Source organism: Streptomyces virginiae (genome assembly GCF_041432505.1).
GTDB classification, from domain to species: Bacteria; Actinomycetota; Actinomycetes; order Streptomycetales; family Streptomycetaceae; genus Streptomyces; species Streptomyces virginiae_A.
The window spans coordinates 3,554,285-3,581,140 of the sequence record NZ_CP107871.1; the positions used below are offsets into that span (position 1 = coordinate 3,554,285).

General features: G+C 72.1%; 17 protein-coding genes and 1 pseudogene. 10 read left to right on the plus strand and 8 right to left on the minus strand.

All coding sequences use genetic code 11. From position 1 onward, the window contains the following. Window positions 1-51: 51 nt before the first annotated feature. Complete coding sequence (gene ftsX, locus OG624_RS16615) at window positions 52-1,023, minus strand: permease-like cell division protein FtsX (RefSeq protein WP_030724208.1); 972 nt, start codon at window positions 1,021-1,023, stop codon at window positions 52-54. Between the two features lie 17 nt (window positions 1,024-1,040). Next, entirely contained in the window at window positions 1,041-1,730 is a 690-nt protein-coding gene (gene ftsE / locus OG624_RS16620) for a cell division ATP-binding protein FtsE (protein ID WP_030011324.1), read from the minus strand. A 235-nt stretch (window positions 1,731-1,965) separates the two neighbouring features. On the opposite strand from ftsE, the gene OG624_RS16625 reads away from it, so the two are divergent. After that, on the plus strand, window positions 1,966-2,157 hold the full coding sequence (locus OG624_RS16625; protein WP_030724207.1) for a hypothetical protein: 192 nt from the start codon (window positions 1,966-1,968) through the stop codon (window positions 2,155-2,157). A gap of 121 nt (window positions 2,158-2,278) precedes the next feature. Here the strand turns inward: OG624_RS16625 and prfB are convergent, their stop codons facing one another. Then, window positions 2,279-3,388 carry a peptide chain release factor 2 gene (gene prfB / locus OG624_RS16630; RefSeq protein ID WP_033224449.1) on the minus strand — a complete coding sequence of 370 codons (1,110 nt, stop codon included), beginning with the start codon at window positions 3,386-3,388 and terminating at the stop codon, window positions 2,279-2,281. A gap of 315 nt (window positions 3,389-3,703) precedes the next feature. On the opposite strand from prfB, the gene OG624_RS16635 reads away from it, so the two are divergent. After that, window positions 3,704-4,705, plus strand: coding sequence for an isopenicillin N synthase family dioxygenase (locus OG624_RS16635; RefSeq protein ID WP_033224447.1), 1,002 nt, complete (start codon window positions 3,704-3,706; stop codon window positions 4,703-4,705). Between the two features lie 96 nt (window positions 4,706-4,801). Here the strand turns inward: OG624_RS16635 and OG624_RS16640 are convergent, their stop codons facing one another. Together OG624_RS16640 and OG624_RS16645 are read right to left on the minus strand one after the other, a co-directional pair. Then, the gene (locus OG624_RS16640; protein ID WP_033224445.1) at window positions 4,802-6,049 is read right to left on the minus strand and encodes a serine/threonine-protein kinase; all 1,248 of its coding nucleotides are present in this window, start codon (window positions 6,047-6,049) and stop codon (window positions 4,802-4,804) included. Between the two features lie 160 nt (window positions 6,050-6,209). Beyond that, window positions 6,210-7,976, minus strand: a complete 1,767-nt coding sequence (locus OG624_RS16645; protein ID WP_033224444.1) for a serine/threonine-protein kinase — start codon at window positions 7,974-7,976, stop codon at window positions 6,210-6,212. A gap of 437 nt (window positions 7,977-8,413) precedes the next feature. Between OG624_RS16645 and OG624_RS16650 the strand changes: the two genes are divergently transcribed. From OG624_RS16650 to OG624_RS16670, 5 genes and pseudogenes are all read left to right on the plus strand, one after another. Next, window positions 8,414-11,353 carry an FtsK/SpoIIIE domain-containing protein gene (locus OG624_RS16650; protein ID WP_033224442.1) on the plus strand — a complete coding sequence of 980 codons (2,940 nt, stop codon included), beginning with the start codon at window positions 8,414-8,416 and terminating at the stop codon, window positions 11,351-11,353. Window positions 11,354-11,450: 97 nt separating this feature from the next. Further along, window positions 11,451-12,809, plus strand: a pseudogene (locus tag OG624_RS16655) (ABC transporter substrate-binding protein). A gap of 37 nt (window positions 12,810-12,846) precedes the next feature. Next, on the plus strand, window positions 12,847-14,151 hold the full coding sequence (locus OG624_RS16660) for a carbohydrate ABC transporter permease (RefSeq protein WP_244290944.1): 1,305 nt from the start codon (window positions 12,847-12,849) through the stop codon (window positions 14,149-14,151). Continuing rightward, on the plus strand, window positions 14,148-15,170 hold the full coding sequence (locus OG624_RS16665; protein WP_326748178.1) for a carbohydrate ABC transporter permease: 1,023 nt from the start codon (window positions 14,148-14,150) through the stop codon (window positions 15,168-15,170). The genes OG624_RS16660 and OG624_RS16665 overlap by 4 nt, the downstream gene beginning before the upstream one ends. 170 nt (window positions 15,171-15,340) lie before the next feature. Continuing rightward, window positions 15,341-17,590, plus strand: coding sequence for a bifunctional glycosyltransferase/CDP-glycerol:glycerophosphate glycerophosphotransferase (locus OG624_RS16670; RefSeq protein WP_371639545.1), 2,250 nt, complete (start codon window positions 15,341-15,343; stop codon window positions 17,588-17,590). A 19-nt stretch (window positions 17,591-17,609) separates the two neighbouring features. On the opposite strand, the gene OG624_RS16675 is transcribed toward OG624_RS16670, so the two are convergent. Continuing rightward, window positions 17,610-18,236, minus strand: coding sequence for a TetR/AcrR family transcriptional regulator (locus tag OG624_RS16675; RefSeq protein ID WP_033224436.1), 627 nt, complete (start codon window positions 18,234-18,236; stop codon window positions 17,610-17,612). Window positions 18,237-18,374: 138 nt separating this feature from the next. Between OG624_RS16675 and OG624_RS16680 the strand changes: the two genes are divergently transcribed. Then, the gene (locus OG624_RS16680) at window positions 18,375-19,289 is read left to right on the plus strand and encodes an ABC transporter permease (RefSeq protein WP_371639546.1); all 915 of its coding nucleotides are present in this window, start codon (window positions 18,375-18,377) and stop codon (window positions 19,287-19,289) included. Then, entirely contained in the window at window positions 19,282-20,067 is a 786-nt protein-coding gene (locus tag OG624_RS16685; RefSeq protein ID WP_033224434.1) for an ABC transporter ATP-binding protein, read from the plus strand. The genes OG624_RS16680 and OG624_RS16685 overlap by 8 nt, the downstream gene beginning before the upstream one ends. On the opposite strand, the gene OG624_RS16690 is transcribed toward OG624_RS16685, so the two are convergent. Next, window positions 20,054-20,491 (minus strand): MerR family transcriptional regulator, encoded by a 438-nt coding sequence (locus OG624_RS16690; protein ID WP_033224432.1) that lies wholly within the window; start codon window positions 20,489-20,491, stop codon window positions 20,054-20,056. The genes OG624_RS16685 and OG624_RS16690 overlap by 14 nt on opposite strands. 58 nt (window positions 20,492-20,549) lie before the next feature. Here OG624_RS16690 and OG624_RS16695 point away from each other — a divergent pair, with 58 nt between their 5' ends. Next, window positions 20,550-21,554, plus strand: coding sequence for an oxidoreductase (locus OG624_RS16695; RefSeq protein WP_371639547.1), 1,005 nt, complete (start codon window positions 20,550-20,552; stop codon window positions 21,552-21,554). A gap of 207 nt (window positions 21,555-21,761) precedes the next feature. Here the strand turns inward: OG624_RS16695 and OG624_RS16700 are convergent, their stop codons facing one another. Next, window positions 21,762-26,726, minus strand: coding sequence for an NAD-glutamate dehydrogenase (locus OG624_RS16700; protein WP_371587858.1), 4,965 nt, complete (start codon window positions 26,724-26,726; stop codon window positions 21,762-21,764). Window positions 26,727-26,856: the final 130 nt, after the last annotated feature.

Genomic DNA, 26,856 nt, shown 5'->3' on the forward strand with positions numbered 1-26,856 from the left:
CAAGCCCCGCGCCGGTACGGGTGGTTGACCGGACCGCTCGCGGGGCGCTTGTCACACCTTCAGGTACTTGCGCAGGGCGATGAAGGCGGCCATGGAGGGCATCAGGAGGCCGATGAAGAGCACGTACGGGAGCTTGGCCAGCACCGATCCCCAACCCATGAAGTCGATGAGCTGGATCTTGTCCCGCAGTCCGACGCCGTGGTCGATCACGAAGTACTGGCCGGACATCAGCATGGCGCAGGCGAACAGCGCGCCGATGAGGCCGGCGACGGCCGCCTCCATGATGAAGGGGACCTGGATGTAGAAGCTGGACGCACCCACCAGCCGCATGATCCCCGTCTCACGCCGTCGGCTGAACGCCGAGACGCGCACGGTGTTGACGATCAGCAGCAGCGCCACGATCAGCATGATCAGCATGATGGCGAGCGCGGCGATGTTCAGGTAGTTGAGGATCCGGAAGAGGTCGTCGATGGCCTGCCGCTGGTCGTCGACGGTGTGGATGCCGTCACGGCCGACGAAGGCGGAGGTGACGACCTTGTACTTCTCCGGGTCCTTCAGCTTGACGCGGAAGGACTCCTGCATCTGGTCGGGCGTGATGGAGGAGGCGAGCGCCGTGTTCCCGAACCGCTCCTGGTAGTGCTTGTACGCCTCGTCCGCCGACTCGTAGGCGACGGACTTCACCAGGGACATCTGCTTGAGCTCGGCCTGGATCTGCTTCTTCTGCTCCTCGGTCACCGCACCCTTGGCGCAGGTGGTGACGCCCGTGGAGCCGCCCGCCGAACCGTCGGCCTTCTTGGTCGCGGCCTCGCTCGCCTCCAGGGCGTCCTGCTTGTTGCAGAGGTAGATCGAGACGTTGGCCTTGTCGTACCAGAAGCCCTTCATCTTGCTCACCTGCTCGCTCATGAGCATGGAGCCACCGAACAGGGCCAGCGAGAGGCCCACCGAGATGATGACCGCGAAGGTCATGGTGAGATTGCGACGGAGACCGACGCCGATCTCCGACATGACGAACTGGGCGCGCATTGCGTCTCAGGGACCTTTCAGTGCTGGTAGCCGTAGACGCCGCGCGACTGGTCGCGCACGAGTCGGCCCTGTTCGAGTTCGATGACGCGCTTGCGCATCTGGTCGACGATCTGCTGGTCGTGGGTGGCCATGATCACCGTGGTGCCGGTCCGGTTGATCCGGTCCAGCAGCTTCATGATCCCGACCGAGGTCTGCGGGTCGAGGTTGCCCGTGGGCTCGTCCGCGATCAGCAGGGCGGGGCGGTTGACGAAGGCGCGGGCGATGGCCACGCGCTGCTGCTCACCGCCGGAGAGCTCGCCCGGCATCCGCTCCTCCTTCCCGCCCAGACCCACGAGTTCGAGGACCTGCGGGACGGCCTTGCGGATCTCACCGCGCGGCTTGCCGATGACCTCCTGCGCGAAGGCCACGTTCTCGGCCACCGTCTTGTTGGGCAGCAGGCGGAAGTCCTGGAAGACGGTCCCCAGCTGGCGCCGCATCTGCGGAACCTTCCAGTTGGAGAGCTTGGCGAGGTCCTTGCCCAGGACGTGCACCTGGCCGTGGCTCGCCCGCTCCTCGCGCAGGATGAGCCGCAGGAAGGTGGACTTGCCGGAGCCGGAGGAGCCGACCAGGAAGACGAACTCGCCCTTCGCGATGTCGAGGGAGACTTCTCTGAGTGCGGGGCGGCTCTGCTTCGGGTAGGACTTGGAGACACTGTCGAATCGGATCACGGGTGCACCACGGTCGCCGGGAGTAGGTGTGCGTGACCATACGCGAACGGGCGCGAGGTGGGGACCCGGCCTCCTGACTTGCCCGATTTATCCCGGCGTGCCGGCGCTCAGGACCGTGATTGCCCGGACGGGCCGCGCCGAATGTCGGCGAAGCCGGCACAGTGGTAGGGGGAACGCTCCGGTTCCCGACGCCGTTATAGGCAGCAGAAGACCGAGGGGACGAGAGGAGGAGCGCATGACATATGACCGGCTCGTGTGCGCGAACTGCGCCGCACCCGTCAGCCAGGGCCGCTGCCCGGTGTGCCGGGCGAACCGGGAGCGCCTCCAGCAGGAGGGCCCCTTCTCCGGCCTGAACCCCGTGACACTCATCGCGCTCATGGTGGTCCTCGTGACAGCTCTGGTACTGGTGGCCCAGCACACCGCCTAGACCGCCACCGCCCCGGCCGTGGTGCCCGTGGCTCCGTGCCACGTACCGATCACATACGCGTCACACACGCGAGAAGGGCCCGGACACCAGGTGTCCGGGCCCTTCCACGCGTGTCGCGCCGTTACGCGGTCTGCTCCTGCTGCTTGCGCCAGCGGATTCCGGCCTCCAGGAAGCCGTCGATCTCGCCGTCGAGCACCGCCTGCGGGTTACCGACCTCGAACTCCGTCCGCAGGTCCTTGACCATCTGGTACGGGTGCAGGACGTAGGAGCGCATCTGGTTGCCCCAGGAGCTGCCGCCGTCCTTGAGGGCGTCCATCTTGTCCTTCTCCTCCTGGCGGCGCCGCTCGAGCAGCTTGGCCTGGAGGACGTTCATCGCGCTGGCCTTGTTCTGGATCTGCGAGCGCTCGTTCTGGCAGGAGACGACGATGCCGGTCGGGATGTGCGTGATGCGCACCGCCGAGTCGGTGGTGTTGACGCCCTGGCCGCCGGGGCCGGAGGCGCGGTACACGTCGACGCGCAGCTCGGTCTCGTCGATCTCCACGTGGTCGCTGGTCTCGACGACCGGGAGCACCTCGACGCCCGCGAAGGAGGTCTGGCGGCGGCCCTGGTTGTCGAAGGGCGAGATGCGCACGAGGCGGTGGGTGCCCTGCTCGACGGAGAGCGTTCCGTAGGCGTACGGGGCCTTGACGACGAAGGTGGTCGACTTGATGCCGGCCTCTTCCGCGTACGAGGTCTCGTAGATCTCGGTGGAGTAGCCGTGGCGCTCGGCCCAGCGCAGGTACATGCGCTGCAGGCGCTCGGCGAAGTCGGAGGCGTCGACGCCGCCGGCCTCGGCACGGATGTTGACCAGGGCCTCGCGCTCGGCGTACTCGCCGGAGAGCAGGGTCCGGACCTCCATCTCGTCCAGCGCCTTGCGGACGGACACCAGCTCGGCCTCGGCCTCGGCCAGGGTCTCCGCGTCGTCCATCTCCTGGGCGAGGTCGAAGAGCACCGCGAGGTCGTCGATGCGCCCCCGCAGGGTCTCGGTCTTCCGGACCTCCGCCTGGAGGTGCGAAAGCTTGCTCGTGATCTTCTGGGCGGCCTCCGGGTCGTCCCACAGGGACGGCGCGGCGGCCTGCTCCTCGAGCACGGCGATATCTGCCCTCAGCTTGTCGAGGTCCAGGACGGCCTCGATCGACCCCATGGTCGAGGAGAGGGACTTCAGCTCTTCGGAAACATCGACGACTGCCACGGGTCCAGCGTAGCCGGTCCCCGGAGGACGCCGTCCGGGCAGGCCGAATCACCCGTTCTGATGATGGATCGCACAGGCGTACGCTCTCCGTATGACCGTTCTCCTCGTCAAGCGCCGCCATGTGGACCACATGCGTGTCACGACGACGAGCTGTCCGCCGCCGGACCGAACCCAAGCCTGATCCACCACGATCCGACTTGGTCCTGTACGCGGCCCCGTGGTCCCGGCACCATCCCCGTCGGAGACCCTCCCCCCGCCCGCGGCCCCCACCACCTTTGGGGAACAGGACCCCGTGACATCCGAAACGGAGCCGTCATGCCGTCCGCGCACTCTCTCCCCGTCCTCGACCTCTCCCAGGCCGACGACCCGGCCCAGCGGGCCGGCTTCCTGAAGCAGCTGCACGCGGCTGCCAGGGACACCGGTTTCCTGCACCTGACCGGGCACGGCGTCACCGCCGCCGAGAGCGCCCGCATCCTGGAGCTGACCAGGGCCTTCTTCGCCCTCCCGGAAGCCGACCGGCTCGCCGTCAGCAATCTGAACTCCCCGCACTTCCGCGGGTACACCCGGATCGGCCACGAGCTGACCGGCGGCGCCTCCGACTGGCGGGACCAGCTGGACGTCGGCGCGGAGCGCCCGGCGCCGGTCGTGGGACCGGACGACCCGGCGTTCCTGTGGCTGGAGGGCCCGAACCAGTGGCCCGCCGCCCTCCCGGAGCTCCGTACGGTGGTCCTGGACTGGCAGTCCCGGCTCGCGGCGGTGGCCCACCGCCTGCTCCAGGAGCTCCTCGTGTCGATCGGCGCCCCGGCGGACTTCTTCGACGAGGCCTTCGCGGACCGCCCGCACCTGCACACCAAGCTGATCCGCTACCCCGGATCGGCTCCCTCCGGCGCCGACCAAGGGGTCGGCGCGCACAAGGACTACGGGTTCCTGACGCTCCTGCTGCAGGACTCGGTGGGCGGCCTCCAGGTGGTCCGCGACGGCGGCTACCTGGACGTACCGCCGATGCCGGGCGCGTTCGTGGTGAACCTGGGCGAGCTGCTGGAGATCGCGACCGAGGGCTACCTGACGGCGACGGACCACCGGGTGGTCAGCCCGCCGGGCGCGGTGGAGCGGTACTCGGTGCCGTTCTTCTACAACCCGCGGCTGGACGCGGTGATCGAGACCGTCCCGGGCGCATACCTGCGCTCGGCCCCCGGTGTCGCGCACGACGAGTCGAACCCGCTGCACGCCCAGTACGGCCGCAACGAACTGAAGGGCTGGGTCCGCGCCCACCCGGCCGTGGCGCGGCGCTGGCACCCGGAACTGGCCTCGGTGTAACCGCGTCCGCCGGGCGGAGCCTTCCGGGCTCCGCCAGGACCCGCGCCTCGATCGCCGGCGAGGCTGAAACATTCAGCCTCGCCGGCGATTGCGGCGCTACGGGACCCGCGGAACCGACTGCTTGCCGTCCTGCGGGGGCGGGGCCTCGTCGCCCGAGACGGCCAGCCACGTGCCCAGGCCGATCGCCGCGGCCAGGCCCAGGGCCGATGCCGAGAGGACCAGCCGCCGCTTGCGGGCCGCCTCCGCCCGGTGGCGGGCGGAGCCGGGGCGGTGGCCGCCCGCCGGGCGCGGGACCCGGGCGGTGCCCAGCGCCCCGCCCGCCAGCTCGTCCGGCCCCGGCACGCGCATCGAGGTGTGGGTGTCCCGGTTGGAGTCGGTCGCGGAGCCCGGCACCAGCGGGACCACGCCCCGCCGTCGGACCGGGTCGGCCGCCGGTTCCTCCGCGGGCTCGGGGTCCGGATCCGCGTCGTCCGGCTCGTCCACGTCCAGCGGCGGCATGCCCGCCAGCAGCGGCAGCAGGTCCCGCAGCCGCACCGACAGCTCCGAGGCCCGCAGCCGCGAGGCCGGGGCCTTGGCCAGGCACTGCACGATGAGCTGCCACAGCTCGTCGGGGATCCCCGGCAGCGGGACGACCGTCTCCGTCACGTGCCGCCGCAGGACCGCGCCCGGGTGGCCCCCGCCGAAGGGGGTGAATCCGGCCAGCAGCTCGTACAGCACCGTGGCCAGGGCGTATATGTCCACCGCGGCCCTTGGGGGCAGGCCCTCGACGATCTCCGGCGCCAGGTAGTCCGGGGTGCCGATGATCCGGGTCGTGGGGGCCGAGGCGCGGCCCGTGGAGGCCCGCCGCGGGGAGTCGATGAGCTTGGCCACGCCGAAGTCGGTCAGCAGCGCCGGGTGCGAACCGCCGGGGCCCAGCCGGCCCTGCATGTCCAGCAGGACGTTCTCCGGCTTGACGTCCCGGTGGACGACCCCCGCCGCGTGCGCCGCGGCCAGCGCGTCGGCGACGTCCGCGACGATCGCCACGGCCGCCTCCGGGGCGAGCCGCCGTTCCCGGTCGAGGCGCGTGCGCAGGTCCGTACCGCGGACCAGGTCCATGACGAGGGCGAGGTCGTTGCCGTCCACGACGAGGTCGCGGACGGACACGACGTGCGGATGCTCCAGGCCGAGCAGCGCGCTGCGCTCCTGGACGAACCGTCCGACGAGTTCCTGGTCGGACGCGAGGTCCTCGCGCAGCAGTTTGACGGCGACGGGCCCGTCAGGCCCCTCGCCCAGCCACACCGTGCCCGCGCTGCCGCGCCCCAGGATCTGGTGCGCGGTGTACCGGCTGCCGATCTTCCGTGCCACGACTGCTCCCTCAGCGGCTGGCGTACGCACCAAAGCTACGCGGCCGGGTGGGCATTGGAGGCCGGCAGGGGGCCGGATTCGCGGCGACCTTCACTTCTGCGAGCGAAATCGTGTCCCAGAAGTCGACAAATCCACGAAGTCGGAGCTACGCGGGTCCGTTTCAGGGCTTGGCGGACCCCGAAGAACCCGAGGAGCCCGCGGAGTCCCCGATCGTGCTGACCCAGTCGACGACGCCGGAGCCCCAGGTCCAGACCTGGTCCCACCAGCCCTTGCCGGTGCCGACCCACTCCTGAAGCGGGGTCAGCTCCCAGACCAGCCAGCCGGCGACGAAGAACACCAGGATCAGCACCAGGCAGCCCTTGAGGCAGCCGAGGCCGGGGATCCGCACCGGGTTGGCGCTGCGGCGGCGCGGCTCGCGCGGCTCCCGGGGGGCCGGCCGCTGCTGCGGCGGAGGCTGCGGGGGCTGCTGCTGCGGCTGGCGGTACTGGGGCTGCTGCGGCTGAGGCTGCTGCTGGTACGGCTGGGGCTGGTGCTGCTGCGGCTGGTAGTGCTGCGGCGGCGGGGGCGCGTACTGCTGCTGCTGCGGCGGCTGGCGGTACTGCGGCTGCTGCGGCTGCTGGTACTGCTGCTGCGGGGGCGGCGGGCCCTGCCGGTACTGCGGCGGCTGCTGCTGGGGCCGGTGCTGCGGCGGAGGCGGCGCCTGCCGCTGCGGGCGGCGGCGCAGCGGGTCGTCGTTCGGGTCGAGGCGCTGGATCTGCGTCTGCTCGTTGCGGTCGCGGGCGGCCTGCATCTGCGACTGCCAGGGATGCGGCGAGTCGGGCCGCTGCACCGGGGGCATCACCGAGGTCGGGTCGGCCCCGGGGGCCGCCGCTTCCCCTGGCCCTCCGGGCCGGGGAGACCCCATGGGCAGCACGGAGGTGGCGTCGGCCGCGCCGACCGGCGGCAGGACGCTGGTCATGCCGTTCGGGTCGTACCCGCCGGCGGGCGCGCCGGGGGTCTCGGGGACCGGGGCCGGCGAGGGGTCGGGCGCGAGGAGGGCGCCGACGCCGAGCGCGGCCTCCACCTCGGCGGCCGAGGAGTGCACGCCGATGCCGGAGGCCACCACGCGCAGCCCGCGGGCCAGGCTCTCGGCGCTGGGCCGCTCGTTGGGCTCCTTGCGCAGGCAGCGTTCGATGACCGTCCACAGCGGCTCGGGCACGGTCGAGGGCCGCTGCGGGTCCTCGCTGAGGTGGCGGTGGAGCACTTCGAGCGCCGTGCCGCCGGCGAACGGCGGGCGGCCGGTGAGCAGCTCGTAGAGCAGGATGCCGGCGCCGTAGATGTCGACGGCGGAGGTCTGCGGGCGACCCTCGGCGGACTCGGGGGCGACGTAGGCCGGGGTGCCGACGAACTCGTGCGTGCGGGTCAGGCCCGGGGAGTCCGCGAGGCGGGCGATGCCGAAGTCGGTGAGCATCGGCTTCATCTGCCCGCCGCGCTCGTCGAGGAGCACGTTGGCGGGCTTCAGGTCGCGGTGGACCACGCCGTCGGCGTGGCTGGCCGCGAGCGCGTCCGCGATCTGGGCGGTCAGCAGGCTCGCCGCGACAGGGGTGAAGGGGCCGTTCTGACGGAGGTACTTGTGCAGGTCCGGGCCGTCGATCAGGTCCATGACCAGGGCCAGCAGATCGCCCTCGACGACGAGGTCGCGGGTCCGGACGATGTTGGGGTGGGTCAGGCGCAGCAGGACCGAGCGCTCCCGCAGGAAGCGCATGACGATGTCGGGATCCTGGGCCAGCTCCTCCTTGAGGACCTTGATGGCCACGGTCTCTCCGGGCTGTCCCGCGACGGCCGCCTCCGCGCCGGCGGCCTCCCTCTGGCGGGCACGCCAGACAGTGCCCGTGGCGCCGCGCCCGAGCGGCTCCTCGAGCAGGTATTTGCTGCCGACTGGCCGCACGTCTCGCGCTCCCATGCTGTCGTCTGAATGTGGTCGATCCGCTGAGTGGTTTTCCGGCCCACTCTAGGGGGTGTCCCCTCGGAAGACGCGGGTCCGCGGAGGTTGGTTGCCGCACATATGTACGGAGGGTGATGTTTGCGGGGTATGCCGGAGGCGATTTTCCCCGTCTTCCACCGCCTTGGTGGCCGGATCTGATCGGGGTCCGACCCGGGTCCCGACACATCAAGATCATTTGTTGCCGGGTGCCGGGCGTGTTGTCCGTGACAGGTGCGAGGATGCACATGTACGGACGGCACGGGACGGGAGCCCCGCCTTCCGGGCAGACCTGACCGGACGACGCGTCCGTGCCGGGTGGGGGGCGACCGGACGGTCATGTCACGGGATTCCCCTGCCGGGCGCACACACCGCGCACCGCGCAGAAGGGACCGCTGACGGCGATGCAGATCCGGCTGACCGTCCTTGGGTCGCGCAGCGGCCACCAGACCGCGACCGCCCCCGCGAGCTGTGACGTCCTCGTCACCGCGCCCGTCGGCACCGTGCTGGCCGCGGTCGCCTCCGGGCTCGCGGCGACCGTCGGCGGACCCGACACCGGGGGCACGGTCGTGCTGTACGCCGGCTCCGAGCGCCTCGACCTCCAGCGGCGGGTGCTCGGCGAGCCGCCGCTCGTGGACGGCGCGGTGCTGGCGCTGCACGGCCCCGTGCCGGACGTGCTGCCGGAGGACGGCCTCGGCGCGGCCCAGCTGCACGTCGTCGCCGGACCCGACGCGGGCGGGGTGCACCTGCTGCACAGCGGGCAGATCATGGTGGGCCGCTCCGCCGACGCCGACGTCCCCCTCGACGACCCCGACGTCTCCCGGCTGCACTGCGCGGTCACGGTGATCCCCGACGGGCGGGTCGCGGTGGCCGACCTGAACTCGACGAACGGCACCACGCTGGACAGCGCCCCGCTGGGGGCCCAGCCCGTGGCCCTGCCCCCGGGGGCGCTGCTGCGGGTCGGCGAGTCCACCCTGCGGCTGGCCCCGGCGGGCGTTCCGGCGCTGGCGGTGACCCCGGACCTCCAGGGCCACCTCTCGATCTCCGCCCGGCCCGTCGCCCCCGCTCCGCCCACCGGTCCCCTCGCCGGTCCGTCCGGCGGCGCGGATCCGGCCGCCCCCGGACCGGTGCCGGACGCGCCCGAGCTCCCCGACGTCGTGGGTGAGGCCGGACCGCAGGGTGCGCCGCCGAGCCCCGGAACCGGCCCCTCGACCGGCCCCTCGACCGGCCCCGGCCTCGGCCTCGGGCGGCGGAAGGGCCTCGGCGCCTGGGCCCGCAAGTGGGTGCGCGGCGAGGAACCCGTCGAGGCCCCCCAGGAACCGATGCCCGCCGCACCCCACCCCGACGATCCCGCCGCCCTGCTGCTGGCCGCGATGGGCCCCACCGCGCGTCTGTGGTCCCGTACGCCCGGGCATCCCGCCGTGCTGGACGTGGGGCTCGGCGCCGGGAGCCGGGTGTCCCTGCTCGCCGTCGGCGCCCTCGGGCTCGCCGGCCCGCGGGCCCGGCTGGCCGGGGCCGCCCGCTGGGTGGTCGCGCAGCTGGCGGCACTGCACGCGCCGGGGCAGCTGGAGATCGTGCTCGTCTCCGCCGACCGGGCGCGCGGTCTCGCCGACCGGCGGCGCGACTGGGGCTGGCTCGGCTGGCTGCCCCACGTACGGCCGGCGCACGGCCAGGACTGCCGGCTCCTGCTCGCCTACGACCGCGACCAGGCCGTCGCCCGTACGAGTGAGCTGACCCGGCGCATCGACGAGGGTCCGCTCGGCACGCACTGGGCCGCCGCCGACCCCGGGCAGATCCGGCAGGCCGCCGACGCGTACCGGGGCCCGTACACGCTCCTCGTCCTCGACGGCGATCCCGGAGCCGGCCCGCTGCGCGACATCACCGGCCGGCTCGCCTCGCACGGCCCGGCCGCCGGGATCCACGTGCTCGTGCTCGCCGAGGCCCCGGCCGCCACCCCCGCCTCACCGGTCGCCGAGACGTACGAGGCCGCCTGCGCGAGCGCCCCCGCCTTCCGGGACTGCGGCGCGGTCGCCCTGCTCAGCGGCGACGTGGCCACGGCCGTACGCACCTTCACCCTCGACGGCGGCAGACCGGTCCCGTCCGGGGGCACCGCGACCTCCGACGCCGTCTCGGCCGCCTGGGCCGAGCGCTTCGCCCGCGCCCTGGCCCCGCTGCGCACCGCCGAGGGCGGCGGCTCCGCCGACCCGTACCGGACGACCGCCGCCACCCTGCCCGCCACCGCGCGGCTGCTGGACGAGCTGGGGCTGGCCCGGGCCACCCCGGCCTCCCTGATGGCCCGTTGGGCCGCCGCCACCGACCAGGGGCAGGGCATGGGCGGCCTCGCCGAGATCGTGCTGGGCAGCGGACGCCGCGGCCCCGTCGGCACCGAGCTCGTCCACGACGGCCCGCACCTGCTCATCGAGGGCCCCGCCGGGAGCGGGCGGACCGAGCTGCTGCGCTCGGTGGCCGCGTCGCTGTCCGCGGCCGCCCGGCCCGACCGGCTCGGACTGCTCCTCCTCGACGGGGCGGGCGGCGAGCGCGGCGACGGGCTGCAGCCCTGCACCGAACTCCCGCACGTCTGCGCCCACCTGGTCGCCGCCGATCCGCTGCGCATGCGGGAGTTCGCGCAGGCCCTCGGCGCGGAGCTCAAGCGCCGCTCCGAACTGCTGGAGGAGTTGTCCTTCGCCGAGTGGCACGCGCAGCGCGAGGTGTCCGACCGGATGGTCGCGCCGCGCCGGCCCACCCCGGGCGAGCAGCGCGGCGACCTCGACCCGCAGCGCACCGGCACCCTGCGGCTGCGGGCCGCGAGCACCCGTACCGATCCGGCCGGGCCCAGCCCGCTGCCCCGCCTGGTGGTCCTCGTGGACGACCTCGACGCGCTGGTCGCGCCGGGGCTGGGCAGTACGGGCCGCCCCGCCGCCGGCTCGGTGGTGCGGGCCCTGGAGGCGGTGGCCCGCGAGGGCGCCCGCCTCGGCGTGCACCTGGTGGCCGCCAGCGCCCGCCCGGACCGTACGGCGGACACCGGGCTCGCCCGGCTGACCACCCTGCGCGTGGAGCTCGACGCCCCCGACCAGCCGGGCCCGGGCCGCGGCCTGCTCCGCTTCGGCGACGGCCGGACGGTGCCGTTCCAGGCGGGCCGGGTCACCGGTCGGATCCCCCGGACGGCGACCCAACGGCCGACGGTGGTCCCGGTGGAGTGGGAGCGGATGGGTGATCCGCCGGCCCGCCGCCCGGTACGTGAGCTGGGCAACGGGCCCACCGACCTCGCACTGCTGGCCAGCGCCCTGGACCGGGCCTCGCACCTGGTCTCGGCGATACCCGTGCTGTTCCCGCCCGCGCCCTGACGCACGTACGCGCCCCCGCGAGGCGGTATTGCGGGGGCGCACGGCTCGGCGTAGACCTTGTGGTCCAGGACACATCACGGGCATCGGGGGCAGAACCATGCGCAGGCACGGAACGAGCCGTACGACACTCACCTGGACGGCGCTCGCCGCGGCGGCCGCCCTCACCCTCTCCGCGTGCGGGGACGACGGGACGCAGGAGCCGCGAGGTCCCGAGGGCAGCACGGCCGCGCCCCGGGTGCAGTTACCGAAACTGCCCGGCGAGAAGATCGAGGTCGCCGCGGTCTGGACGGGCCCGGAGCAGGAGAACTTCACCAAGGTCCTGAAGGAGTTCGAGAAGCGGACGGGTGCCACCGTCACCTTCGTCCCGGCCCAGGACCCGATCGTCACCTTCCTCGGCACGAAGATCGCGGGCGGTGCGCCGCCGGACGTGGCACTGCTCCCGCAGGTCGGGGCGCTGACGGCGGCGGTCGAGAACAAGTGGGCGCAGCCGCTGGGCCCGGAGGCCACCGCCCAGCTCGACGCGAACTACTCCAAGGGCTGGCGCACGCTCGGCGCCGTCGGTGGCACCCAGTACGGCGTGTACTACAAGGCCGCCAACAAGTCGCTGATCTGGTACAACGCGAAGGCCTTCGAGGCGGCGGGGGTGAAGCCGCCCAAGACCTGGAAGGAACTGATCACCGCGGCCGACACCCTGTCCGCCTCCGGCACCCCGGCCGTCTCGGTGGCGGGCGCGGACGGCTGGACCCTCACCGACTGGTTCGAGAACATCTACCTCTCCCAGGCCGGGCCGGAGAAGTACGACCAGCTGGCCAAGCACCAGATCAAGTGGACGGACGACAGCGTCGAACAGGCGCTGACCACCCTCGGCGAGCTGTTCGGACGCAAGGACTTCCTGGCGGGCGGGCCGAGCGGGGCACTGTCCACCGAGTTCCCGAAGTCGGTGACGCAGACCTTCACCGGTGGCGACCGACCGGCGGCGGCGATGGTCTTCGAGGGCGACTTCGTGGCGGTGAACATCGCCCAGACGGAGGCCAAGGTCGGCGAGGACGCCCTCGTCTTCCCCTTCCCGGCGGTCGGCGCGAAGGCTCCGGTGGTCTCGGGCGGTGACGTGGCGGTCGCGCTGAAGCCCTCGAAGGGGGCGCAGGCCCTGCTGACCTTCCTGGCCTCCCCGGACGCGGCGGAGATCCACGCGGCTCAGGGCGGTTTCGTCTCCCCGAACAAGGCCGTGAACCCGAGCTCCTATCCGAACGCCATCCAACGGGACATCGCCAAGGCGCTGATCGCCGCCGGTGACGACTTCCGCTTCGACATGTCGGACCAGGCCCCGGCGGCCTTCGGCGGAACCCCGGGCGCCGGCGAGTGAAAGGCGCTCCAGGACTTCCTGGCGAACCCGTCGGACGTGGCGGGGACCCAGGCGAAACTGGAGGCGGACGCGGCCAAGGCCTACGGGAACTGATCCCGTGCCGGCCCCTGCCGCCACCACCCGCACCGCCGTGAAGGGCGTCGTGTCCGCGGAGGCGCGGCGCCGCCGTCTGATCGCGGCGGCGTTCCTCCTCCCGGCGCTCGTGCTGCTCGGTGCGCTCGTCGTGCACCCGATCGGCTACTCCCTCTACCGCAGCTTCTTCGACCGTTCCGGCGACACCTTCGTCGGTGGTGACAACTACCGGGAGATCCTGAGCGACGACACGATCCGTACCGCGCTGGGGAACACCGCGCTGTGGGTGGTGTTCGCCCCGGCCACGGCCACCGCCCTCGGTCTGATCTTCGCGGTGCTCACCGAACGGGTGCGCTGGGGAACGGCGTTCAAGCTGCTGGTCTTCATGCCGATGGCCATCTCGATGCTGGCCGCGGGCATCATCTTCCGGCTCGTCTACGACCACGATCCCGACCGCGGGGTCGCCAACGCGGTCTGGGTCGGGGTCCACGACACCTTCGCGGAGTCCTCGGCCTTCCCCAAGGCCCGCCCGGGCCGGGACTCGCCGCTCGCGGACGCCGGCGGGGGCGCCTTCATCACCCGCGACCCCGTCCGCGCGGGTACCCCGGTGCTGTTGCCGCTGGTCGGGGTGGCACCGGAGGCGCTGCCGGACGGGACCCGCACCGCGGGCACCTCCGAGGCCGTGCCGGGAAAGGTCACCGGCACCGTCTGGCAGGACTTCACCCGGGGCGGGGGCGGGGCGACGAACGTGGTCGACCCGACCGAGCAGGGCTTCTCCGGGATGCGGATCGAGGCGGTCAAGGACGGCCGGGTGGTCGACACCGCGACCGCCGGCGCCGACGGCACCTTCGCCCTGTCCGCGAAGGCCGACGGGGCCCTGCTGCGGCTGCCCGCGGCCAATTTCCGGGAGGCGTACGCGGGGGTGCAGTGGCTCGGCCCGGCGCTGGTCACCCCGGCGGTCATCGGGGCGTACGTATGGATGTGGGCCGGTTTCGCGATGGTGCTGATCGGGGCCGGGCTGGCCGCCGTACCGCGGGAGCTGTTGGAGGCGGCGCGCGTGGACGGGGCGAACGAATGGCAGGTGTTCCGGCGGATCACCGTCCCGCTGCTGGCGCCCGTCCTGGCGGTCGTGCTGGTCACCCTCGTCATCAACGTCATGAAGATCTTCGACCTGGTCTTCGTGATCGCGCCGGGCGCGGTCCAGGACGACGCGAACGTGCTCGCGCTCCAGTTGTACCGGACCTCCTTCGGCACGGACGCCGATCCGGGGCTGGGCAGCGCCATCGCGGTGCTGCTGCTGGTGCTGGTGGTCCCGGTGATGCTCGTGAACATCCGTCGGCTGCGCAAGGAGGGGACCCGATGAGCGGTACCGACGCGACGCCGGACCCGAAGGCGGCCGAGCCCACCTACGCCGGGCCCGCCCAGGCCGGACCTTCGCCCGCCGGACCCGCACACGCCGAGTCCTCGTCCGCCGGGCCCTCGTCCGCCCGGTCCTCGTCCGGGTCCTCGTCCGCCGTTCTCGCCGGCACCGGGCCTTCGTACGCCGCGCGCGCCTCCGCCCGGCTCGCCGGGGGAGCCCTGCGCGTCTTCCTGGTCGTGGCGGCGCTCTTCTGGCTGCTGCCCACCCTCGGGCTGCTGCTGTCCTCGTTCCTCTCCCCCACCGACCTCAACGACGGCGGCTGGTGGCAGGTGCTGACCGCGCCCTCACGGCTCACGGCCGACAACTACGAGCGGCTGCTGACGAACGACACCATCACCGGCTCCCTCCTCAGCACCTTCGCGATCGCGGTGCCGGCCACCCTGCTGGTGGTGACGCTGGGCGCGTTCGCCGGATACGCCTTCGCCTGGCTGGAGTTCCCCGGTCGGGACTGGCTGTTCCTGGTCGTCGTCGGGCTGCTCGTCGTCCCCGTGCAGGTGGCGCTGATCCCGGTCTCCGAACTCTTCGGATCCATCGGGCTGTTCGAGACCACCGCGGGCGTGGTCCTCTTCCACACCGCCTTCGGACTGCCCTTCGCCGTGTTCCTGCTGCGCAACTTCTTCGCGGAGATCCCGCGCGAACTGCTGGAGGCGGCCCGTCTGGACGGGGCGGGTGAACTACGGCTGTTCGCCCGGGTGGTGCTGCCGCTCGGCGGACCGGCGATCGCCTCGCTCGGCATCTTCCAGTTCCTGTGGGTGTGGAACGACATGCTGGTGGCGCTGGTGTTCGCGGACTCGGCGCACCCGCCGGTCACGGTCGCGCTCCAGCAGCAGGTCCGGCAGTTCGGCAACAACATCGACGTGCTCGCGCCCGGCGCGTTCCTGTCGATGGCCGTCCCGCTCGTCGTCTTCTTCGCCTTCCAACGGCAGTTCGTCTCGGGGGTGATGGCCGGCGCCATCAAGTGACCCCGCCCCCGGCGCCCCGGCCCCCTCCTCCGCCCTCCGCCCTCCGCCCTCCGCACGGCACGTGACGTGGCCCGCCGACACTGCGTAACCCGATTGCCACACACCGCGTAACCCGATCGCCACACCGGGGGTTCCTGGGCCGAATACCCGCGCCGACCCCTGGATGTGCCGTGCCCCGGTTCAGCGTCATCGTGCCCGCGTACAAGGTCCAGGCCTACCTCCAGGAGAGTCTGGACTCGGTGCTGGGGCAGACGTACCCGGACCTGGAGCTGATCGCGGTCGACGACGCCTCCCCGGACGCCTGCGGTTCGATCATCGACGAGTACGCGGCCCGTGACCCGCGGGTGACGGCCGTCCACCTGGCGCACAACCTGGGTCCGGGACCGGCCCGCAACGCGGGCCTGGCGCGGGCCACCGGCGACTACCTGGTCTTCCTCGACGGAGACGACACCCTCGCCCCCGGCGCCTTGCAGGCCATCACCGACCGGCTGAAGGCCACCGGCTCCCCGGACGTCCTGGTCTACGACTACGCGCGCACCTTCTGGACCGGCGAACTCGTCCGCAACAGCCTCTCCCACCGGCTGTCGCAGGAGGGCCCGGCCGGCTTCCGGCTCGCCGATCGCCCGGCCCTCCTCGGCATGCTGCTGGTGGTCTGGAACAAGGCCTACCGCCGCGAGTACGTGGAACGCGAAGGCCTCACCTTCCCGCCCGGCCTCTACGAGGACACCCCCTGGACCTACCCGGCCCTGCTGGCCGCGGAGTCCGTCGCCGTCCTGGACCGGGTCTGCGTCCACTACCGGCAGCGGCGCACCGGCTCGATCCTGACCACCACCAGCCGCCGCCACCTCGACGTGTTCGACCAGTACGACCGGGTCTTCGGCCACCTCGCCGGCCGCCCCGAGCTGGAGCGCTGGCGCCCCACCCTGCACCGCCGGATGGCCGAGCACTTCTGCGCCCTGTACGCCGACCCGCGCCGCCTCCCGCGCGCCGCCCGGGCCGAGTTCTTCGCCCGCGCCTGCGCCCTGCTGCGCCGCCACCACGTCCCCGGCGGCAGCGACGCCCTGCCGCCGCGGTCGCGGACCGACCGGGTCCGGCACACCCTGATGCGGCTGGGCACCCGACGCACCTACCGGCTGTTGTCGGCGCTGCGCGCCGGCGGACCGGCGCTGGGCCGCGCGGCCGCGGCCCTGGGGCGGGGCCTGCGCGAGACGGCCCTGCGCCTGCACTACCGGATCCAGCGCCTCCTGCCCGTGCGCCCGGAACTCGCGGTCTTCTCCGCGTACTGGCACGGCGGCTACGCCTGCAACCCGGCGGCGATCGAGGCCGAACTGCGGGAGCTCGCGCCGCGGATGCGCACGGCGTGGATCTGCGACCCGGAGCACGCCCCGACCCTGCCCCGCGAGACGACGGCGCTGCGCCCGGGCTCGGCGGCGTACTGGACCGCCCTGGCCAGGGCCGGCTACCTGGTCACGAACGTCAACTTCGACCGCGCCCTGGTCAAGCGCCCGGGCCAGATCCTGGTCCAGACCCAGCACGGCACCCCGCTCAAGCGCGTGGGCCTCGACCTCCAGGACCGCCCGGCGGCCACCCCGACGACGGACTTCGCGGGCCTGCTGCGCGGCGCCGACCAGTGGGACTACCTGCTCTCCTCGAACCGGCACTCCACCCTGGTGTGGGAGAAGGCCGTCCCGTCCTCCTACACGACGCTGGAGTACGGCTACCCGCGCAACGACATCTTCCACCGGGCGGGTCCCGCCGAGGTGCTGGAGCTGCGCGAGCGCCTGGGCATCCCGGCGGGCTCGACCGCCGTCCTGTACGCGCCCACGCACCGCGACTACCGGCGCAGCCGGCCGGACCACCTGGACTTCGAGCGGGTGCTGCGGGACCTGGGCCCGCGTTTCACGATCCTGGCCCGCACCCACCTCACGTACGCGGACGTCCCGCCCTCCCCCGACCCGCACCCACGGCTGATCGACGTCTCCTCCCACCCCTCGGTGGAGGAGCTGTGCCTGGCCTCGGACGCGCTGGTGACGGACTACTCGTCCCTGATGTTCGACTACGCGGCGCTGGACCGGCCTATCGTGATCCACGCGGACGACTGGGAGGCGTACGAGGCGGCCCGGGGCACCTACTTCGACCTGCGGTCGTGCCCGCCGGGCGCGATCGCCCGGACCGAGGACGAGCTGGTGGACATCTTCAGCACGGGCCACTGGCAGGGCTCGCGCTCCGCTCAACTGCGAGCGGCGTTCCGCGCGCGTTTCTGCACGCACGACGACGGGCACGCGGCGGAGCGGGTGGTGCGCCGGGTCTTCCTCGGGCAGACGACCCCGATGCCTGCGGTCATCCCCCTGGAGGACCGCCGCCCGACCCCCGCGGCGCCCGCACCGACGCCGGTCCTGGCCGCCCCCGTATGGCCGTAGCCGACAGGAACCGGAGCTTCTAGGAACTCGCCCTGAGGCCCGCCACCACCTGGTGGGCCAGCACGTCGAGGTGGCTCCCGGTGACCGCGTCCCGGACGACCACCTGACGCCAGTAGAGCGGGCCGATCAGCAGGTCGAGGGCGTGGGCCGGGTCGATGCCCGCCGCGAGTTCACCGCGGGCGACCGCGGCCGAGACGATCCCCTCCGCCATGCGGCGCTGCCCGTCGAGCAGTGCGCCGCGCACCGCCTCGGCGATCTCCGGGTTGCGTGCCGCCTCCACGAGCAGGTCGGGGATCACCGCGGAGGCCACCGGGTGCCGCAGCACGTGTGACATGACCTCCAGCAGGGCCCTTACGTCGCCGTACAGCGAGCCCGTCGCGGGCACCGGCAGGCCGTCCACCGCGAACGCCCCCACCAGGTCCAGCACCAGGTGCAGCTTCGACTTCCACCGCCGGTAGACCGCGGTCTTGCCGACCCCCGCCCGGCGGGCGATGCCCTCGATGGACATCTTCGAGAACCCGACCGCGGCCAGCTCCTCCACCACCGCGTCGCGGATCGCCTCCGTCACGTCCGCGCGCAGGACGGCGGCCCCGGCAGGGGCTCTACGGGCGGGGGCGGGGGCGGAAGCGGCGGGATCCGGGGTCATGGACAGAGCATAACCGCGCTCACGTAACGACGATACGGTTGCGTTCCGACGCGCCATGCCCTAACTTCGCCGTAGCGACGATACGGACCCGTCCCGACCTCGGCAGTGACGTACTGACCCCCGTCGAAAGCGAAACCTGTGACCACCGCGACCGCACCCACGATCGAGCCCGCGCCGCCCTCCGCGGAACTCGAGCGACTCGCCGCCGCCCACGGCCTCACCCTCAGCGGCGCCCGCCCCACGCTCCCCCGCTACATCGCGGAACTCTGGGACCGCCGGCACTTCGTGACCGCGTACGCGACCGCCCGTATGCAGGCCACCTACAGCACGGCGAAGCTCGGCCAGCTCTGGCACCTGGTGACCCCGCTCCTGAACGCGGCCGTCTACTACTTCATCTTCGGCATCGTGATGAAGGCCAGCAACGGCGTGCCGGACTACGTCCCCTTCCTGATCACCGGCATCTTCGTCTGGGACTTCATCGGCAGCTCCATCAACGCCGGCACCCGCTCCGTCCACAGCAACCGCGGCCTGGTACGCGCCCTGCACTTCCCGCGCGCCAGCCTGCCCATCTCCACCGTCGTCCAGCTCTTCCAGCAGCTGCTCGTCACCATGGGCGCCCTGGTCATCCTGCTGCTGGCCTTCGGACAGCGGCCCGCCTGGTCCTGGTTCCTGGCCGTCCCGGCCCTGATGCTGATGGCCGTCTTCGCCGCCGGCTGCGCGATGATCATGGCGCGCATCGGCAGCAAGAGCCCGGACGTCAGCCAGCTGATGCCCTTCGTCCTGCGCACCTGGATGTACTCCTCGGGCGTCATGTGGTCCATCGACCAGATGCTCAAGTCGGACCACCTGCCGCACCACTGGGTGCTGACACTGCTCAAGCTCAACCCCGCGGCCGTCTACATCGACCTGATGCGCTTCGCGCTGATCGACAGCTTCCAGGCCCACTCGCTCCCGCCCCACGTGTGGCCCCTCGCCATCGGCTGGGCCCTGCTCGCCGGGGTCGGCGGCTTCATCTGGTTCTGGAAGGCAGAAGAGGAGTACGGCCGTGGCTGACACCGCGACGACCACCGACACCCGGGTACCGACCGTCATCGCCGACGGGGTCCACATCGTCTACAAGGTCCACGGCGCCGGCGCCCGCAAGGGCGGGGCCACCGCCGCGCTCAGCCGGGTCTTCTCCCGCAAGGAGCCCGCGGGCGTCAAGGAGGTGCACGCCGTCAAGGGCGTCACCTTCACTGCGTACAAGGGCGAGGCCATCGGCCTCATCGGCTCGAACGGCTCGGGCAAGTCCACCCTGCTGGCCGCCATCGCCGGCCTCCAGCCGGTGACCCACGGCCGGATCTACTCGCACGGCCGGCCGTCCTTGCTCGGCGTGAACGCCGCCCTGATGAACGACCTGACCGGCGAGCGCAACGTCGTCCTCGGCGGTCTCGCGATGGGCATGTCCAAGCAGCAGATCCGCGAGCGCTACCAGGAGATCGTCGACTTCTCGGGCATCAACGAGCGGAACGACTTCATCTCCCTGCCCATGCGCACGTACTCCTCCGGCATGGGCGCCCGACTGCGCTTCTCCATCGCCGCCGCCAAGGACCACGACGTCCTGATGATCGACGAGGCCCTGGCCACCGGCGACGCCGCCTTCCAGCGCCGCAGCCAGGCCCGCATCGAGGAACTCCGCGAACGCGCGGGCACCGTCTTCCTCGTCAGCCACGGCATCAACACGGTCCGCGAGACCTGCGACCGCGCGATCTGGCTGGAAGCCGGCGTCCTGCGCATGGACGGCCCCTCGAAGGAAGTCTGCGACGCCTACGACGCCTTCACCCGTCGCTAGGGCGTGCCGTCGGATCCCAGAGGCCGCCGGCCTCGCCGCGGGCGAGGTGCTCGGCGTAGACGCCGACCTTCCCGGCGATGACCGAACGGCACTCCTCCAACGCCTGGATCCGCTCCTCGACGCGCCGCCGGTGCACGTCGAGGAGCGCGAGGCGTTCGGCCTCGTTGCCCGGACCCTGCCGCACCAGCTCCGCGAACCGCTTGAGGTCGGCGAGGGGCATCCCGGATTCCCGCAGCTTGACGCAGATGAGCAACCAGTCGACATCGACCGGGGCGTACCGCCGCCGACCGCCCGTGGTCCGCCGGACCGGCCCGACCAGCAGGCCCTCACGCTCGTAGAAACGCAGCGCGTGCACACTGAGGCCGGTCCGCTCGGCCACCTCGCCGATACCCAGGGTCCTCGTGCGCGTCTCGGTGGTCACCATGCGACCAGCCTAGGTCGGACTTGATCTAGACCTCACTCGAGTTCCTAGCGTCGTCGGCATGACCACAACTCAGCATCCGCTCGGCTTGCCCTTCTCCGCCACCAGCACCGCAGACGACGTCCTGGCAGGCCTCGACCTGTCCGGCGTCACCGCCGTCGTGACCGGGGGCTACTCCGGACTGGGTCTGGAGACCACGCGGGGCCTGGCCGCCGCCGGGGCCCGGGTCATCGTCCCGGCACGCCGGCCGGGGACCGCCCGCGCCGCCGTCGGGGACCTGCCCGGCTGCGAGGTCGTCCCGATGGACCTGGCCGACCTCGACAGCGTCCGCGCCGCCGCCGCCCGGATCCGTGACTCCGTCGCACGGCTCGACCTGCTGATGGCCGTCGCCGGCGTCATGGCCACCCCCGAGCGACGCGTCGGCCCCGGCTGGGAGAGCCAGCTCGCCACCAACCACTTCGGACACTTCGCGCTGACCTGCGAGCTGTACCCGCTGCTGGCAGCCGCCGACGGTGCGCGCGTCGTCGTGAACAGCTCCTCCGGGCACTCCCTGACGGACATCCGCCGGCCCGACCCGCACTTCCGCACCGGCTACGACAAGTGGCTGGCCTACGGCCAGTCCAAGACCGCCAACGCCCTCTTCGCCGTGCACCTCGACGTTCTCGGGCGGGGCGACGGCGTTCGGGCGTTCGCCCTCCACCCCGGCAAGATCATCACAGGCCTCCAGCGGGAGATGACCCTCCGGGAACAGATCGACCGAGGCTGGGTGGACGAGCACGGGCACGTGATCGGCGCCGACTTCAAGACCGCCTCCCAGGGCGCCGCCACCGGCCTCTGGGCGGCCACGTCCCCCCTCCTCCACGGCCGCGGAGGCCTCTACCTGGAGGACTGCGACATCGCCCGCATCGCCGCCCCCACCGAGCCCATGGACAACGGCGGCGTCCGCGCGTACGCCATAGCCCCGCAAGCAGCCGCCGACCTATGGACCCTCACCGCAACAGCCACCACGTCCGATCTCCACACCCCCTCCACCCCGGCCGCTCCATCCAGCCCCGCCGACGCTTGAGGCGCTCCCTCAGCCTCGCCGGCGTTTGAGACACCCTTTCAGCCTCGCCGGCGCTTGAGGCAATCTTTCAGCCTCGCCGGCGTTTGAGGCGCGGGGGCCCGGGGGCAGCGCCCCCGCAACGGCGCCGCACCCGGCAGCAAACCCAGGAACGGGCCGGGCCCGGGACCTTGTGGTCCCGGGCCCGGCCCGTTCGGTACAGCTCCGCGATCAGCTGTGCACGCGCAACAGCGACCGCATCGTCCGCATCGCCACCGACAGGTTCGCCAGGTCGAAGTCGTCCGACCCCTGGATCTCGTCCAGAGTCGTCCGCGCCCGCCCGATGATCGCCGCGTTCTTCTCCTCCCACGCCTTGAAGCGCTCCTCGGGAGTCGACGTGCCCTCGCCCACCGACAGCACGTCCGCCGTCAGAGCCGCGTGCGCCGCGAACAGGTCCTCGCGGATGGAGGCACGGGCCATCGACTGCCAGCGGTCGGACCGCGGCAGCTCGATGATCCGGTCCATCAGCTGGGTGATGGCCAGGCGGTCGGCGAGGTCGTAGTACACCTCGGCGACCTCCAGCGGGTCCGCACCCGTGCGGTCCGCGATGGCGACGATGTCCAGCGCCGGGAAGGCGGAGGAGAAGCCGGCCACCTTGGCGGCCAGTTCCTCCGGGACGCCCTCGCCCGTCAGCTCGTCCAGGATCGACTGGTACCACTCCAGGTCGGCGCCGCGCACCAGCTTCGGCAGCTCGGCCCAGACCTGGCCCACCCGCTCCTGGAAGAAGGCGATGGTCTCGGTGATCTGGAGCGGCTGCGGCCGGTTGTTGAGCAGCCAGCGGGTACCGCGCTCGACCAGGCGCCGCGAGTGCAGCCGCACCCGGGTCTGGACGTCGGCGGCGACCTTGTTGTCGAGCGCCTCCACCGCGTCCCACACGTCGGCCAGGCCGAAGATCTCGCGGGCCGCGAGCTGCGCGCGGACGATCTCCTCCGTGGAGGCCCCGCTCTCCTCGCGCAGTCGGTGCAGGAAGGTCGAACCACCCGTGTTGACGGTGTCGTTGACCAGGATGGTGGTGATGATCTCCCGGCGCAGCGCGTGCGCGTCGATCTGCTCGGTGAGCCGCTCGGCGAGGGCGGCCGGGAAGTACGCGAAGAGCAGGCGGCGCAGGTACGGGTCGTCCGGCAGCTCGGTGGCGATGAGCTCGTCCGCCACCGTGATCTTGGTGTAGGCGAACAGCACGGCCAGTTCCGGCTGGGTCAGGCCCTTGCCGCTGCTCATCAGCTCGCGGATCTGCCGGTCGGTGGGCAGGAACTCCAGCGCCCGGTCGAGCAGCCCGTCGCGCTCCAGCCGCCGCATGTAGCGCTGCTGGGCGTGCAGCAGGCTCGGGGCCTGGGCCGCGCCGTTGGCGAGCGCGGTGTTCTGCGCGTAGTTGTTGCGCAGCACCAGGTGGCCGACCTCGTCGGTCATCTGGGCGAGGAGCTTGTTGCGCTGCTTGACGGTCATGTCGCCGTCGGTGACGACCGCGTTGAGCAGGATCTTGATGTTCACCTCGTGGTCGGAGGTGTCCACGCCCGCGCTGTTGTCGATGGCGTCGGTGTTGACCTTGCCGCCCTCGCCGCCCGCACCGGTGCGGGCGAACTCGATCCGGCCGAGCTGGGTCAGACCCAGGTTGCCGCCCTCGCCGATGACCTTGGCCCGCACGTCGGAGCCGTTGACGCGGATGGCGTCGTTGGCCTTGTCGCCGACGTCGGCGTGCGTCTCGGCCGTGGCCTTGACGTACGTACCGATGCCGCCGTTCCACAACAGGTCCACGGGGGACTGCAGGATCGCCTTCATCAGGTCGGCCGGGGTCATCTTGGTGACGCCCGCCTCGATGCCGAGGGCCTCACGGACCTGCGCGGTGATCGGGACGGCCTTCGCGGAACGCGGGTGGATGCCACCGCCCGCCGAGATCAGCGAGGTGTCGTAGTCGGCCCACGAGGAGCGCGGCAGCTCGAACAGGCGCCGGCGCTCGGCGTAGGAGGTGGCCGCGTCCGGGTGCGGGTCGATGAAGATGTGCCGGTGGTCGAAGGCGGCGACCAGGCGGATGTGCTCGGAGAGCAGCATGCCGTTGCCGAACACGTCGCCGGACATGTCACCGACGCCGACGACGGTGAAGTCCTCGGTCTGGGTGTCGTGGCCCAGCTCGCGGAAGTGCCGCTTGACGGACTCCCACGCGCCGCGGGCGGTGATGCCCATGCCCTTGTGGTCGTAGCCGGCCGAGCCGCCCGAGGCGAAGGCGTCGCCGAGCCAGAAGCCGTAGGACTCGGCCACTCCGTTGGCGATGTCGGAGAAGGTCGCGGTGCCCTTGTCGGCGGCGACGACGAGGTAGGTGTCGTCCTCGTCGTGGCGGACCACGCCCTTCGGGGGCAGGACCTCGCCGGCGACCATGTTGTCGGTGATGTCGAGCAGCGCCGAGATGAAGATCTTGTACGAGGCGATGCCCTCGGCGAGCCAGGCGTCGCGGTCCACCGACGGGTCGGGGAGGTTCTTCGCGACGAAGCCGCCCTTGGCGCCGACCGGCACGATCACGGTGTTCTTGACCATCTGCGCCTTGACCAGGCCGAGGATCTCCGTACGGAAGTCCTCGCGGCGGTCGGACCAGCGCAGGCCGCCTCGGGCGACCTTGCCGAAGCGCAGGTGGACGCCCTCGACGCGCGGGGAGTACACCCAGATCTCGAAGGCCGGGCGCGGGGCCGGCAGGTCCGGGATGGCCTGCGGGTCGAACTTCATCGACACGTACGAGTGCTGCTCGCCCACGCCGTTGAGCTGGAAGAAGTTCGTGCGCAGCGTGGCCTTGATGAGGGTGAGGAAGGCCCGCAGGATGCGGTCCTCGTCGAGGGAGGCGACCTGGTCCAGGGCCCCGTCGAGTTCCTCCAGCATGGCGTCCACGAGCTCGCTGCCGGCGGTCTGGCGCACGGGCGCCATCCGGGCCTCGAAGAGCGAGACCAGCAGTCGGGTGGTGTGGACGTTGTTGCGGAGGGTGTCCTCCATGTAGTCCTGGCTGAAGGTGGAACCGGCCTGGCGCAGGTACTTGGCGTACGCGCGCAGGACGACGGCCTGCCGCCAGGTGAGCCCGGCGCTGAGCACGAGGGCGTTGAAGTTGTCGTTCTCCGCGTCGCCCTGCCAGACCGCGGCGAAGGCGTCCTGGAAGCGTTCGCGGGCGTCGTCGCCGAGGTAGTTGTCCCCGTTGCCGGCGAGGGGCATCCGCAGACCGAAGTCGTAGATCCAGGCGCTGACCCGGTCGGAGCGGCGCAGCTCGTACGGGCGCTCGTCGGTGACCTCGACGCCCAGGCGCTGCAGCACCGGAAGGACCGCGGAGAGCGAGACCTGGTCGCCGGTACGGAAGATCTTGAACCGGCGTTCGCCGGGGCCCGCGCCGACGGGCTCGTAGAGCGACAGCGCGAACTGACGGTCGCTGGCGGCGAGCCGCTCCAGGTGGATCAGGTCGGCGACGGCCGCGCGCGGCGAGTGGTCGGCCTTGTAGCCCTCGGCGAAGGAGGTGCCGTAGCGGCGCAGCAGCTCGGCGGCGCGCTCCTCGCCGCACTCGGCGATCAGCGCTTCCTGGAAGCCGTCGGCCCAGGAGCGGGCGGCCTCGACGAGCCGGCCCTCGATGCGCTCGACGTCGGAGTCGGTCAGCGCGGGCAGCTCGGTGCCCTGCGGGACGCGGACCACGAAGTGGATGCGGGAGAGGATCGACTCGGTGTTCCACGCGGTGAAGTCGACGCTGATGCCGCCGAGCTCCTCGCGCAGGATGTCCATCAGGCGCAGCCGCACCCCGGTGGTGAACCGGTCGCGGGGCAGGTAGACCAGCGCCGAGTAGTAGCGGCCGTACTCGTCCTGGCGCAGGTAGAGCCGCAGCCGGCGGCGTTCCTGGAGGTACAGGACGGAGGTGACGATGGCCTGGAGCTGGTCGACCGGGGTCTGGAACAGCTCGTCGCGCGGGTAGGTCTCGAGGATCTGCGTGAGGTCGCGGCCGTCGTGGCTGCTCGGCGAGAAGCCGGCGCCGGCGAGGACCTCGGCGACCTTGCGGCGGATGACCGGGACGCGGCGCACGGACTCGGTGTACGCGGCGGAGGAGAACAGGCCGAGGAAGCGGCGCTCGCCGACGACGTTGCCGTCGGCGTCGAACTTCTTGACGCCCACGTAGTCGAGGTACGAGGGGCGGTGCACGGTGGAGCGGCTGTTGGCCTTGGTCAGCACCAGCAGGCGGTGCTCGCGGGCCTTGGCGCGGGCGTCGGCGGGCAGCCGGTTGAAGGACGGCGAGACCGGGTGGCCGTCCTCCTTGCCGCTGTGGTGCGGGTCGGAGCGCAGGATGCCGAGGCCGGTACCGGGCACGGCGGACAGGGAGTCCCCGTCGACGAGGTTGTACTCGCGGTAGCCGAGGAAGGTGAAGTGGTCGTCGGCGAGCCAGCGCAGCAGCTCACGGGCCTCTTCGAGCTCGTACTCGCGCAGGTCGGGGGCGGTGGGCTCGTCGGGCAGGCCCTCGGCGATGCGCAGCGCGGCCTCGCGCATCTTCTCCCAGTCCTCGACGGACTCGCGCACGTCGGACAGGACGCGCTGGAGATCGGCGGTGATCTGCTTGAGATCGGCCTTGTCGGTCTCGCGGTCGATCTCGACGTGGATCCAGGACTCGACGAGGGAGTCGTGGGGACGCGCGGTGGCGGGGCCGTGGGCGTCGCAGTCGGGGCCGAGGATCTCGATCAGCTTGCCGGTGATGTCACGGCGGACGACGACCTGCGGGTGGATCACGACGTGGATGCCGCGGCCCTGGCGGGACAGCTCGTTCGTCACGGAGTCCACGAGGAAGGGCATGTCGTCGGTGACCACCTCGACGACGGAGTGGCTGGAGGTCCAGCCGTTCTCCTCCACCGTGGGGGTGTGCACGCGCACGTTCGCGGTGCCCTGCGGCCGGTTCTCGGCGAGCCGGTAGTGCGAGAGCGCGGCTCCGAACACATCGACCGGGTCGCGGTCCGCGAGGTCCTCGGGCGCCGTGTGCAGGTAGTAGCGCTGGAGGTAGGAGAGCACCGTGTCCTGATCTGGACGGCCTCCCCGCTCGGACCCAGTCGGAAGTAGCCCCCCGGCCGGGCTGTGCTCAGCTACCCGGGCCGCCCGTGCGAGCAGCTCGGCCTTTGCTTCGTCCAGCTTGGTCTGCATGTCCTCTGGCTCCTGTCGCGCGCCATTGCGTGACGTAGGTGAAGGAAGGAATGACATAGCGCCGCGAGGCGGGGTGTCCGTTCGGGATCGACGCTATGCCGTCGAGAGAGCCGACCGGGAGGGAATGAGC